Below are 13,716 nucleotides of genomic sequence, written 5' to 3' on the forward strand. Positions count from 1 at the left end.
AGAAGCAGTTGCGGCGAGCGCACGCAGTCCACATGAATCCCCTGCGGCTCAAGCAGCAGCTCCACGGCCTCGAGGATGTGCGGTTGATCGTCGGCAACTAAAACCCGAATTCGTCCGTTCTTGCGAGGGTCTGTCATTCTAATGACTGTCCGCCTCTACCACGCCGGTTTTCGCGGCGTCGATCGAGATTCCGTATTCCTCAAGCACCAGCCCGGTTGAATACTTCAAGGTGATGCGCGCCTTTTCGTAAGCCGTCTGTGCAGTTACGAGAGCCGACTCAGCAACGGCTAGATCGTGCTCGGACGAAAGCGTCTGCTGGTTGGATCCGGCGCCCAGTTTCTGCTCCTTCTGCATGATATCGAGTGTGCGTTGAGCGAGGTCTCGCGCCTGTTTGGCGGCATCCACGCGGCTGGCGCCTTGCTCCAGCGCGTAGCGTGCATTCCTCACTTCAATGACAATGTTTTTCTTTAACTCTTCAGCGTACACCTGCGATTGACGGTACTCGAGTTCGGTGCGGTACTGGTCGGCCTTGGCGACGCGGTTGCGCAGAGGCATCTGCAGTTGCAGACCAACCTGGTACTCGGGCGAGGAGTTGTTCAGCGCATTTTCGAGAGTACCTCCGTAGCCGCCGGGAGCGGTGTTGCTTGCGGCGAATGCAGGGTTCGGAACTCCTCCGAATGCCGATCCGGAATAAAAACCATAAAGACTGAGCTGCGGCAGGAGGTTGTTGCGAGCAGACTTGCGGGTTAGCTCGCGGTTGCTGAGGTCGAGGGCGTTTTCCTGTATCTCAGTGCGATTCTTGAGAGCATCAGTGATGCTCTGTTGTAGCGGCTCCGTTTCCGGCTGGATCTGGGTGGCGAGGTGATCCGTAGGCACTACTGGCAACTCCTGAAGAACCGGATCGTCGAAAGAACGGGTGATGGCGTTTTTCATGTAGAGTTCCTGGAGTTCAAGGTTGGTGCGCGCGACAGTCAGGTCCTGCTGGCGCGTAGCCACTTCGCTCTCAGCTTTCAGCACATCCATTTCGGGAATAGCCTGGAGAGAGAGTTGCTTGCGGCTGGTGTCAAGAGTCTCTGTGGCAAAGGCCACCGAGCGCTCACCGACCTGCTCTGTGTCGTAGGCGTTCACAAGGTCCCAATAGATATTGCAGATCTGGGTGACGGTTGCGATGATCTGCGCCTTGAATGCGATGTCTCCAATCTTCTTGTTGGTCCTGGCAATTCGTAAAAAGCGCAGGTTCGGCCCGGTTCCGAATCCAGCGAGCAACTGTTGCTGGAAGATGACCTGTACGTTCGAATAGAGCTGCGGATTCAGACTATTGTTCGGGCTATTCGACGTCGTTCGGTTGTTGTTGAAATCAGCTTCAAAGTAGGTGCCGGTTGGAAGGGACTGTTGATAGCTGACGTTTGCAAGGTTTTCGTTCAGGTGATACGTGGAGACGCCCAATAGAGTCGTGTTCGTCAACTGTTGCGAGGTGTGGTCGTTGTAAACCTTGGCAACGATGAAGGGATCGAAGCTGGAAACATTGCTTCCGACGCCGAAGGTAGATTGCACGAGACCGCCGCTTCCGGCGCCGGCGCCGCCGCTCCCGGTGCTTGTGCCGCCGGCCCCGCTACCGGTACCTGTACCACTTGCCGCGCCACCGGGTGTGCCGGAGACTACGCCGGTGTTTACGCCTCTCGTAAATCCGCCTGCCTGGGTGCGCAGAATATCCATCTGCGCGATGGGCAGGTTATAGCGCGCAATGACGAGGTCGAGGTTGTTCTCAAGAGCGAGATCGATTGCGTTGCGCAGCGAGAGATAGAGCTTGCCGTCGCGGACGAGTGAGTTGAGGCGCAGGGAATTGGCCATGCTGGGAGGCGGCACGACCTTGCCGCGATACGCATCTAAGGGATTGTGCGAGTGGTGCAACATCTCGTTGAATGGCACTGACGGCGATGTCTGCAGCGTTGTGGTGGCCTGGGGCGCAGCTTGCGCCGGCGCGCTTGTGGACTCCGACTGAAATGCAAAGGCCATATTGGCCTGGAGGAAAATGATTGCCACGCCTGCAACAACACGCTGGCCGATAGAGTTGCCTGGGATCTTTTTCAATGCCTTCACCTGTGGGTTCTTCACTGTGCGCTGACCTCCGGTGCGGCGGCCTGCAGATTCTCATCGCGGGTCATCCAGCCATCGCGAAGCTCGATGATGCGCTTGCCGAAGTGGGCGTTCTCTTCAGAGTGCGTGACCTGCACGATGGTCGTGCCGGCCCGATTCAGTTCGCAGAAGAGGTCCATGATTTCGCGGGCCTGCGTGGAGTGCAGGTTGCCGGTTGGTTCGTCGGCCAGCAGCAACGATGGCGCGTGCACGACTGCGCGCGCGATACCAACGAGCTGCTGCTGTCCACCGGAGAGCTGGTTGGGAAATAGATCTTTCTTTGCGACGATCTGGAAGCGGTCGAGAATGTCGGCAACCATGCCTCCGCGGTCTTTCGATGGCAGGTTCTTGTATGAAAGCGGGAGATCGATATTTTCGGCGACCGTGAGATCGTCGAGCAGGTGGTAACTCTGGAAGACCATGCCAATGCGCTGGCGGGCGAGGTCGGCGCGCTGCTTGCGGTTGAGCGAGTGCACCGGCGTCGTGCCGAACCAGTATTCGCCGAGCCAACTGTCGTCCAGCAGAGCCAGCACATTCAGAAGTGATGACTTCCCTGCTCCGGATGGACCCATGATGGTAAGGAAGTCGCCCTCGCGAATGGTGAGATTGATGCGGCGCAACACCCAGGTTTCGGCGTGGCCGGTCTTGTAACTGCGCTCGATGTTTTTCAGGTCGATCATGATGACGATTTACTCCGATCTCAAAACTACTCGGTGCGTAGGGCCTGCATGGGCTCGACACCCGCGGCGCGCCGGGCAGGCAATGCGGCGGCCACACAAAGCATGAATACAGTGAGAATGACCGAGCCGCAGAGCGTGAGCGGATCGAAGGTGCTGACACCGAACAGCTGACTGCGGAAGAGGCGTCCAAGAGCAACCAGCGAAGGAAGGGCAACGGCTGTAGCTATCGCAGCAATGACCGCCATTTCGCGTACAACGAGAAGAACGATGACGGATCGCGATGAACCGAGCGCGAGGCGGACGCCGATTTCGCGGGTACGCTGCTCGGTCGAATAGGCGAGTACTCCGTAAAGACCAACTGCAGCGAGGATCAAGGCGAGTCCGGCAAAGCCAACGGCGAGAAAGGCCAGCGCGCGTTCATCGGATGCGCTGCGCTGGACTTGAGCATCCATGGTACGCAGGCCGTCCACGACCAGGGTCGGGTCAAGCTGATGGATGGTCTGGCGGATGGAGCCTTCGACAGTTGCCGGCGGGGCCGACGTCTGCACGTAAACCGCGACGCCGCCGGGGTGCTTCATCTGTGCGTAAGCCTGGTAGACCGCTGGACCGAGTGGTGTGCGCAAATCGGTGTGGCGGATATCGCCGACGACGCCGACGATGGTGATGTTGAAATTCACCTTATCGCCCGAGCCTTCCGCCAGCAGTCGGCCGACGGCATTCTGCGGAGTTCCGAAGAAGCGCTTGGCGAATGCGAGATTGATGACGGCGACTTCCGGTTGGCCCTTTGCGTCTGCTGGGGTGAATTCGCGGCCAACGAGAATCGGCTGATGAATGGTGGCGAAGTAGCCGGGAGTAATGCGCGGCTGCTCGAAGTTCATGCGCTCGTCTTCGGATGGCTTGTATCCCTGCACGGAGTAATTCGTTGATTCTGTGTCACCGACCAGTTCCGGATCGTTGTTGGCCGCTGCGGAGACGACGCCGGGAATGCGACGCAGCGATTCGATGGAGCTGTTGACGATTGCTGCGGTTCGTTCTTCGCCATACCCAGAGCTGGTGGGATCGAGTGAAAACACAGCGAGGTTTGAGGTTTCAAATCCCAGCGACTGGTGACGAAGATTATCGAGCGTGCGCAGGAAGAGTCCGGCACCGCCGAGTAACAGCACGCTCAGTGCGATCTGCGTGCCAACGGCGAATTTGCGAAAGCGCTGCGAATCTCGTGAAAGAGTCCCCGTATTTTGCCGCATCGTTCCCGCGAGATTGGGGCGGATGAAATGAAAGACCGGCGCGATGCTGAAAAACAGCGTTGCCAGAACGGATATCCCCAGCGTGAAAAGCAGCACGCGCATATCGACCGCGGCTGAGTATGGTTCTGTTCCGGGATCGGAGTTGGTGAGAACGCGCACCAGGGCGGTTGCGACGGCGGGCGCCAGAACAACTCCGGCGATGGCGCCGGTCAGGCCGAGAACACCACCCTCTATCATCAATTGCGAGAAGATGCGGCTGCGACGTGCGCCGAGTGCGTAGCGCATCGACATTTCGCGAGCGCGATTGGCAGCCCGCAACAGCAGCAGAGTTGCGACATTGATGGCGCAAAGAACCACGAGCAGGCCAGCCATGCTCATCAAGATCACGAGCGGTTTTTGGAGATCGATGCGGTTGGGGTTGAAACCCTTGGAGTCATCGAGAACACGAATCGAGGAAAGGTCGAGGAAGTTCTTGCGGAACTTTGCGGAGGTCGATTTGGATTGGGCAAATTCATTGGCACGCAACGAATGCCACAGCAGTTTCATGCTTGCTTCAGACTGCTGCCGTGTAATGCCGGGCTTGAGTCGCGCCACCAACGTGAGCCAAGTGGAGTGATGGTTATTGAGGTCATCGATCGGTGCGCGCCAGGGAATGGCGAAGTCGACCATGCTGGCGGGCACGAAGACGCTGGGGCGATAGCCGCCGATGGCGGAATCGAAGTTGGGGGGCGCGACACCGACGATGGTGAAAGAATGGCCGTTGATGAGGATCGTCTGGCCGATCACGTCGCGCGCGGAGCCGAGGTGGGTGCGCCAGTAGTTGTAGCTGAGCACGGTGACGGGATTCGCGTCTTTTGCCGTATCGTCCTGGGGCGTGAAGAGGCGGCCGGCGGCAGGCTTGAGGCCGAGAAGCTGGAAATAATTGCCGGAGACGATTTCGCCGTCGTTGTTCTCTGCCTGGTTGTGCCAGGAAAGGCCGACCTGCGCCTTGTCGGCTGCGAGGATTCCGGTAAAGACCTGGTTCTGATCGCGCAGATCCTTGTACATCGGGTAGGAGAAGTAGTTGATATGACCTTCGCTGTCGCCGCCAAAGCTGCTCATGGAGCCATTGAAGGCTCCGTTCCACTCGAAGCGAACGAGTTCCTGCGGCCGCTGGACCGGAAGCATGCGCAGCAGGACCTGATCGAACAGGGTGAAGACGGCTGCGTTCGCGCCAATGCCGAGGGCAAGTGTCAGCACCACGGTAATGGTGAAGCCCGGCGACTTGCGCAACTGGCGAAGCGTGTAACGAAGATCCTGCACAAACGAATTCATTGTGACCTCTCCTTATTCAGTGCGCAGTGCCTGTATGGGATCAATGGAAGCTGCGCGGCGTGCGGGCAGCCACGCGGCGAGAGTAATGGCGATCGCCAGCACGGCAAGCGCGCAGATGATTGAGAGCGTGTCGAGCGGACGCACGCCGAAGAGCATGGACGTTTCGAGGCGCGTGGCGCCGATTGCGAGAACGATACCCAGCGCGAGGCCGATGCAGGCCATGCGGGCGGTGTCGCGAAGGATGAGCAGTGCGGTAGTTTCGCGTGTTGCGCCGAGGGCCATGCGAATGCCGATTTCACGCCGTCGCTGGCTGACGCGAAAGGCAAGAAATCCGTAGAGGCCAACGATGGTGAGCGTGAGGCCGATGAATCCCAATGCGCTGACCAGTTCGGCCATCATCTGGTAGTTGCCCGCAGAATAGCGGATCAGTTCAGGCAACGAGGTAACCATCATGGGGTCGAGCAGTGGGTTGGTGTGAATGAGCACCTGCCGCGTAGGTTGCGCCAGACTCATGGCGTTCTGTCTTGTTGCGAGTGCGAAGGTCATCTCGCCCATCTGCGAAAAGTGAAAGGGCATGTAGATGTAGGGTTCGGGAATCTCACCGATTTGGTTAATCGGAGCGTCTTCCGTAACACCAAGAATGCGCGCCAAGGTATTTGGCAGAGCCCCGTCGCTATAGCCGATAAGTTCTATCGTCTGGCCAACGGGATCCTGGCTTGGCCAGTATTTCTGCGCCATCGAATGGCTGATCAGAATTACAGCTGGACCTGGTCGATCGTCAGCTTCGATGAAACCGCGACCCCGAAGAATGCGCGTGCCGATGACGTCGAGAAAGTCGGGACTGACGCCGTTGTACTTGATCTCGATGGGATCGTGTATCTCAGGATGGCCTGGCAACTTGACCTTTACGGCGATGCCGCCTTCGGAGAGACTGAGCGGGGCGCGAATCGCATAAGCCACGCGATCGACTCCCGGCATGGCCTTCATCCGCTGGACAACACCATCACGCATGGGAGCGTCGGGCTCTTGCGTCCAGGCAAGCAGGACCTGGTTTCGCGTGAGGCCGATGGATTGCTGGCGCGTGTTGATGAAGCTGCGCACGAGCGCGCCGGTGGATACAAGCAGGGCAAAGGAGACCGCAATCTGCAGCCAGATGGCGGCACGACGCATGAATGGGGCTCTGGCTTCAGTGCGGGTTACGGAGCCTGACTGAAGGACGGGCAACAATTCCTGCCTCGCAACCTGGCTCAAGGGAACCAGTGCTAGCAGCAGCATGGTGACGAATGCAAGCGCGGCGGCAAAGAGGAACACTCTCCAGTCCACTTGAAAGCTGGTGAAGCTCGATCCGATGGCGACCAACATTGCAGGTTCGCTGACCATCAACCTCGGCAGAATGGTGGCGATCGAAGCCGCGAGCGCGATGCCTGCGGCGAGCCCGAACAATCCGAGCAGCAGATTCTCGACCAGCAACTGGCGGGCGACGAAGATGCGGCGCGCCCCAAGCGAGAGGCGCAGGGCAACCTCAGAACCGCGGACGAGTGCACGTGCCAGCAGGAGTTGGGCGAGATTGACGGTTCCCAACAAAACCACACAGCCGACAATCGCGAACAACACGATGCCAGTCGTACCAGCCTGGGCCATCCGGTAGGTGAAGTCGCCGACCGCGCGTGCGCCACGTCCGCGATTGGCCTGCGAATCTGAAGTCTCGAGCGACTTTGCGATTGTGGCTACCTGTTGATCGACTTGAGTAGTGGTCGCTCCGGGAGCGAGGCGGCCGATGACTTTGAACCAGCGGAATTCGCGCGAAGTGAGTTCATCGGCGTTCGCAACTGCTGCCCAGGTTTCTACCGGCATCCACAGGTCGCGATCCATGCCGTTATCGATTTCACGGAACGAGGGGGGCAACACGCCCCAGATGTCCACCTGGCTGCGATGATGAGCCCCACGGAGGATGGAGATCTGGCGTCCAACGATGTTCGAGTCTCCGCCAAATTCACGCTGCCAGAAGCCGTAGCCGAGCAGCACACCGGGGTGGATGCGCAGCTGAGCAGCATCTGATGGTGTGTAAATGCGACCCAGCAAGGGATGGACACCGAGACCTTCAAAGAAATTGCTGGAGACGACGTTGGTCAGCAACAGGGCTGCCGTGCCGTCGGGGCGCTCGATCATGCTGCCGCGGCGACCGAGAGCGTAGGCGCCTTTCAGCGCCGTAGCGCGTGCCGCGATGGTTTGATACTCGGAGTAATTGAAGTAGGTATCCACACCTTCTTCGGCGGTCGGGGATTGCTGCGTGGTAGCGAAAATCCGAACCAGATCGCCAGAATGAGGAACGTGCATGGGATGAAGCCAAAGGCCGTCGATGAGGCAGAAGATCGCCGAACTGGCGCCGATGCCGAGAGCGAGCGTGAGCACAGCTGTGAATGCGAAGGCGGGTGCGCGCCACAATTGACGGAATGCATAGCGCATGTCGTTAGCCAGTCCGTTCATCTCGCTCGGTCTCCTTTCTGCTAATCGATGCTGCTAGTCGATGCGCAGAGCGCGCATGGGTTCAATGGAAGCGGCGCGGCGCGCGGGAATGAAACCAGCGGCGACGGCACAAAGAACAAGCATCAGAGGCGCACCTGCAAGCGCCCATGGATCGTAACTGGCCACGCCATAGAGAAGGCTCTTCATCAGGTAGCCGGCGTAGAGCGATGCGGGAATGCCCAGGCACAGGCCGATCAGCACCTGCAACAGCGCGCCGCGCATGACCATCGTCAAAACGCTCGAACGTGTTGCGCCGAGGGCCATGCGAATGCCGATTTCGCTGGTGCGGCGTACGACAATGTAGGACATGACGCCGTAAAGGCCCACCGATGCGAGAATGAGCGCCACAATGCCGAACAGCGTTGTGAGCCGCGCAACCAGCCGATCCTGGGTGAAGTTGTTGGCGACCTGCGCGTCGAAGGTGCGAAGATCCACGACAGTCAAATTCGGATCGATGGAGGTCAGCGTCCGCCGCAAAAGCTCATCGGCGTTCTGCTCGGGCCTGCGGAAATTAACGATGATGGCGTCGATGAACATCGATTGCGTTTCGCCGCCGACGATGGCATCGATAAATGACGGCGGCTGGCCGGCGCCGGTCCAATTCTTGTAGCCGTTGTAGTACTGCGCAAGGGGTCGAAGAAACACCGGTCGCGGCTCGCTGCGCGGATTATTCATCTTGAAGTCGTGAAAAACGCCAACGATCTCAAACGCTCCGGAATATTGCGGCAGATCGATGCCGAAGTGTTTGCCGATGGGGTCCTGATTGGGATAAAAGCGCTTGACGAACTCCTGGTTCACGATTGCAACCGGTTGCATCGCCTGAGTGTCCTGATCGGAAAGGTCGCGGCCATGAATCATGGGCACGCCAACTGTCTGGAGGAAATGCGGACTAACCCTGTCCCACGTGGATCCGCATTTATCGTTGGGGCCGGGGGCTGGGTGGCCTTGCTGAATGACGCACTCGCCCCAGTTATCGCCTTCCAGCGGACTGTAGAGAGCCATGCCGATATTCGCCACTCCCGGCAACGATGAAAACCGGTCTTCAATCTCGCGGTAGAGCGCAGGAAGTCGATCTTCGGTATAGCCGGCACCCGCCGGGTCAACGTGAATCACGTAACGATTTGCAGTTGTGACACCGAAATCCTGATGTTCCAAGTTTTGGAGCGACTTGCTCATCAGGATGGCGCCAGCCAGCAGCACAAGCGAGAGCGCAGCCTGAAAGACAACGAGCGCACGCTGCGGAATTGCGGAACGATCGCGCGTCGAACGATTGACTCCGCGCAGAACTTCTGCGGGCTGGGCATGCGACGACAGCCACGCTGGCGCGAAGCCGAATGCCACGCCGGTAATCAAAGAAACAAGGAAAGCAAATCCAAGTACAGCAAGTGACGGGCTGGCATCGATAGGTAAGTTGCGGGCATCGGGAAATGCCAGGGCTAGAATCGTGCGCGATCCTTCATAAGCGACAGCAAGACCCGCGAGTCCGCCGATGCAACTGAGCAGGATACTTTCGGTGACGACTTGACGGATAACGCGGGAGCGGCTGGCTCCCAGCGCCATGCGGACCGCTACGTCGCCGCGGTGCGTGGTGCTGCGCGCCAAGACCAGGTTTGCAATGTTGGCGCACGCGATCAGGAGCACGACCGAGGAAAGGATCATGAGCATCTTGAGACCGCTGCCGGTCTCCTGTTGCATGCTCTGGATGCCCCCGCCTCCGGGCACAATGGTCACATGCTGCTTGGGAATGATGGACGAACCGCCGTGATCTGTATAGGCAGGGCGCGTATAGAGCCAATTACGCAATGCCGCGGAGAGCTTTCCTTGAAGGGCAGCGATATTGGTACCGGACCGCACCCGGCCCAGCGGATAGAGCCAATTTTGCTCAGGGTGATGCAATATCGAACTGCTGCCGCGCCCATACGGCTCCTGATTCACGGGCATCCAGAAGTCAGGTGGGCTTTCGGACAGGCGGTCGCCGAAGAAGGACGGCGGGGCAACACCGATGACGGTAAACGGATGCGCCTGGATGGAGACGACCTGGCCGACAATGGATGAATCTGCGCCGAACTCATTCTGCCAGGAACGGTAGCTTAGTACGACCACCGGGGAAGACGTCGGTCGATCGTCGGTGTCGCTAAAGACTCTACCCGCATAAGAACCGATTCCGAGCGTGGAAAAATAATTTCCCGTGACGAACTCTCCGTGCAGTTCCCGCGGGAGCGTGTTGCCGCGCCGCACGCTCCATTGCCACTGGCCGGCCTGCACGGCGGCAAGCGACTCAAACTCAGGAGCAGATTCTTTCAAATGCTGATAGAGATCGTAAGAGAAGATATCGAAGTCGCCGTTCTCTCCGACGAAACCGCCGTTGACGCAGCAGTTGTCGGTATCGCCGATGCGATAGAGCAGGGCAGGATCGGCAACCGGAAGCGAGCGCAGCAGAATGCCCTGTACCAGCGTGAAGATCGCGGTGTTGGCGCCGATGCCGAGCGCGAGCGTAATGATTGCGGTGGCTGCAAATCCCGGCGATTTACGCAACTGGCGCAGTGCGTAGCGCACATCCTGCAGCGTGTTGTTCAGGACTTGATACATCGCGATACAGCTCCGTAGGGTTTGAGGGTCTGGATCGTGCCTTGTCTATTCGTTTCTAAGCGCTTGCATCGGCTGAATATTCGCCGCACGGCGAGCGGGCGTGATGCCGGCAATGAGCACGGTGAGCACCAACACGAAAGCGGCGACGCTGAAGCTGAGCACGTCAAAAGGCGCAACGTTAAATAGCATGGAACGGAGCAAGCGCACCGCGGCGATCGAACCAAGACCGCCTGCTCCAAGTCCAATTAGGATGACGCCGACGCTTCCCTGCAAAACCAGCCGAAAAATTCCCTGACGCGTTGAGCCAAGCGCCATGCGCAGCGCAAATTCACGGTTGCGTTCAATTACGGAGTAAGCCATCACCGCATACAGTCCCATCATGGCTACGAGGACGCTGCAGATGGCGTAGACACCAAGCAATTCGGCAGGAATACGCGACATCTGATACTGCGCGCCGGTGACGTCTTCGAGCGTGCGAACGTTCTCGATGGGAAGAGAGGAATCGAGGTCGGAAAAGGTTTTGCGTAACTGGGCTACAACTGAATCAGCTCCGCTGCGCGCATGCAAAACAATGACCGCATAGCCGTAACCTGACTTTCCCTGCAGCATCGGCAGAAATACGACAGGGTTGGGGCCGGTGTTGTCGGGGCTGTGGTAAGCAAAGTCATGGACGATGCCAACGATCTGGCGCTGGACCTTATCCACCACAATGCTGCTTCCAAGCGCATTTCCCTTAGGCCAGTAGCGGTGGGCCATCGACTCGTTGATCACTGCAACCTTGGGGGCGGTGTCGTTGTCGGATGCTGAAAAATCGCGCCCCTGCTGCAGCTGGATGCCGACGGTGCGAAAGAAGTCTGGTCCATCGAAGTCTGTCACCACGGAATTATCTTCGCCCTTAGCAGGAACGTAACCAGGGATACTGAATGCGCGCGTGTTGCCTGAGCCGGCGTCGCCCATGGGGAGGTGGGTGGTCACAGATGCGGATGCGACACCAGGCGCATTGCGCAAACGCTCGAGCGCATTGCTCAGGAATAAGCGGCCGCGCTCATCGTTGTAACCCGCGCGGGAAAGATCGATCACTGCAGTAAGGGTGTTGGCTCGGTCAAAGCCGGTGGGGCGATCAAAGATATTCAGGGCCGACCGCGTGAGGAGACCGCAGCAGACAAGGACGATGAAGCAGATACCGAGTTGCATACCTAACAGGATGCGCTGGCCGATTCTCTTGCGGCTCGACCCAGCCACCGTCACACTTCCCTCATGCAAGGCTTCGCGCTGCGAGACGCGAAGAGACTGGCGAACAGGGTACATCCCGCAAATCAGAGTGATGACAATTGAAATGGCGGCGACGAATGTAATGATGCGCCAATCACTGTGCAGATTGAAGGTGAGCGGCATTCCGAAGTCGGGCAGCAGGATGTAGAGCGCCCTTGAAATCCCGACATTCACAGCCCATCCGATAAGAGCTCCACTAACTGCCAGCAGACCGGTCTCGATAAATACTTGTGAAGCGATGCGTGCGGGCCGTGCGCCGAGAGCAGTGCGGATCGCTATTTCGCGGCGGCGGCGCGCGGCGTGCTGGCCGAGCAGTGAGGCGATGTTGATGCAGACCAGGACCATCAGCAGGCAAGAGGCGCCCAACAGTACGGGAATTACCTGGCCGATGACCGAAAATAATCCGCGCTGGAAATGAGAGGACTCGTAGAGATTCAGATCCCAGCTTTGGTATTGATCGTTATGTTGCGCGAGGGCGAAACCCCGGGCCAGAGTGTGAATCTCAGCCTTAGCGGTGGTATCCGAGACACCCGGACGCAGCCGTACTACAGCCTGCAAACCCCAACGAAGCTGGATAAGTGGATCGGGCAGCGCATCGGCGGAGAGGTCGCGCAAGGATGAAAGTGGAACCCAGGCAGCTTCAGCGATACCGCCATAGATCCCAGCGAAACCGGCAGGTGCTACACCGATAACTGTAAAGACGTGATGGTTAACGTTGATGGTGCGGCCGACCACGGAGGGGTCTGCGTTAAATCGGTCGCGCCACAAGCCATCGGAGAGGACGATCGCATCCATCGAACCGTAGTCGCGGTCGTTTGCGTCGGGCTGGAAGAAGTTGCCAACTTCCGGCTTGACTCCAAGGGTTTGGAAGTAGTTTGCAGAAACAGTTCCGGCCGTGAGTGCCTGCGGCTGGGCATTCGGCAATGCGAGGTTGAGCGTAGATAAATCAAACGCTGCCACATCGCCGAATGAGTGCGCATTCTGTCTCAGGTATTGCACCTGGTCATAGTGGATGGAATACCCATCGCTGCCGAGGACAGTTGCGGAGATGAAGCGTAATGCCCGAGCATCCCGCACCTGCGGCCAGGGGTTGAACAGAACCGCATTGGTCCACGTTGCTACCGTGGTCAATGCGCCGATGCCCAACGCCAGCGTCAGCATGGCTGTCAGTGCGAAGCCAGGCGACATGCGCAGCTGGCGTACAGCGTATCGCAAGTCCTGGCCAAACACTTTAGGCCTCCACTTCTTCCGTAAGCTTCTTCAGTTCGTCTTCCGAAACAACCTTGCCGTCGAAGAGATGCACTTCGCGCTCGGCATGCTTGGCAAAACGCGGATCGTGCGTCACCATGCAAATCGTGGAGCCTTCGCGGTGCAGGTCAGCGAGCAGGTGCATGACGGCTTCACCGTTTTTCGAGTCGAGGTTTCCAGTAGGTTCGTCGGCCAGCAGGATCGAAGGAGATCCAGCCAGTGCACGGGCTACGGCGACGCGCTGCTGTTGACCGCCGGAGAGCTGTGCGGGATAGTGCCGCATGCGATGCGCCATATTCACGCGTTCCAAGGCTTCCTTGACGCGCTTCTTGCGCTCTGCCGAAGGCATTCCAGCGCGATACGTGAGTGGCAGCTCAACGTTTTCTTCTACCGTGAGATCGCCAATCAGGTTAAAACTCTGAAAGATGAACCCGATCTCCTGGTTGCGAATGCGCGAACGCTCGCCGAAGCTGAGATTCTCAACCGGCTTGTTGTTGAGCAGGTATTTGCCGCCGGTGGGTGTATCGAGCAGACCCAGGATGGACAGCAATGTGGACTTGCCGCAGCCTGACGGCCCAGACATCGCCACGTACTCTCCACGCGAGATGGTGAGGTGAATGCCAGAGAGCGCATGGGTTTCCACTTCATCGGTGTAGAAGACTTTGGTCAGGTCTTCAATGTCAATCAGCTTGTCGTTTGCCATCCAA

At 58.6% G+C, this 13,716-nt stretch carries 7 protein-coding genes; all 7 read right to left on the minus strand.

Going from position 1 to position 13,716, the window contains the following annotated elements:
• Positions 1–138: 138 nt before the first annotated feature.
• Genes VK574_RS15700 through VK574_RS15730 form a run of 7 tightly spaced genes read right to left on the minus strand, consistent with a single transcriptional unit; the run spans position 139 to position 13,712 of the window.
• A complete protein-coding gene (locus tag VK574_RS15700; protein WP_472800804.1) occupies positions 139–2,115 on the minus strand; it encodes a TolC family protein in 1,977 nt (658 codons plus the stop codon).
• Positions 2,112–2,816, minus strand: a complete 705-nt coding sequence (locus tag VK574_RS15705; protein WP_472800805.1) for an ABC transporter ATP-binding protein — start codon at positions 2,814–2,816, stop codon at positions 2,112–2,114. The genes VK574_RS15700 and VK574_RS15705 overlap by 4 nt, the downstream gene beginning before the upstream one ends.
• 26 nt (positions 2,817–2,842) lie before the next feature.
• Positions 2,843–5,374 carry an ABC transporter permease gene (locus tag VK574_RS15710; RefSeq protein WP_472800806.1) on the minus strand — a complete coding sequence of 844 codons (2,532 nt, stop codon included), beginning with the start codon at positions 5,372–5,374 and terminating at the stop codon, positions 2,843–2,845.
• A gap of 12 nt (positions 5,375–5,386) precedes the next feature.
• Positions 5,387–7,861 carry an ADOP family duplicated permease gene (locus VK574_RS15715; protein WP_472800807.1) on the minus strand — a complete coding sequence of 825 codons (2,475 nt, stop codon included), beginning with the start codon at positions 7,859–7,861 and terminating at the stop codon, positions 5,387–5,389.
• A gap of 33 nt (positions 7,862–7,894) precedes the next feature.
• Entirely contained in the window at positions 7,895–10,489 is a 2,595-nt protein-coding gene (locus VK574_RS15720; RefSeq protein ID WP_472800808.1) for an ABC transporter permease, read from the minus strand.
• Between the two features lie 45 nt (positions 10,490–10,534).
• On the minus strand, positions 10,535–12,991 hold the full coding sequence (locus VK574_RS15725; RefSeq protein WP_472800809.1) for an ABC transporter permease: 2,457 nt from the start codon (positions 12,989–12,991) through the stop codon (positions 10,535–10,537).
• Position 12,992: 1 nt separating this feature from the next.
• A complete protein-coding gene (locus VK574_RS15730; RefSeq protein ID WP_348264820.1) occupies positions 12,993–13,712 on the minus strand; it encodes an ABC transporter ATP-binding protein in 720 nt (239 codons plus the stop codon).
• Positions 13,713–13,716 lie beyond the last annotated feature (4 nt).

It is taken from the genome of Occallatibacter sp. (genome assembly GCF_035317045.1).
Lineage (GTDB): Bacteria > Acidobacteriota > Terriglobia > Terriglobales > Acidobacteriaceae > Telmatobacter.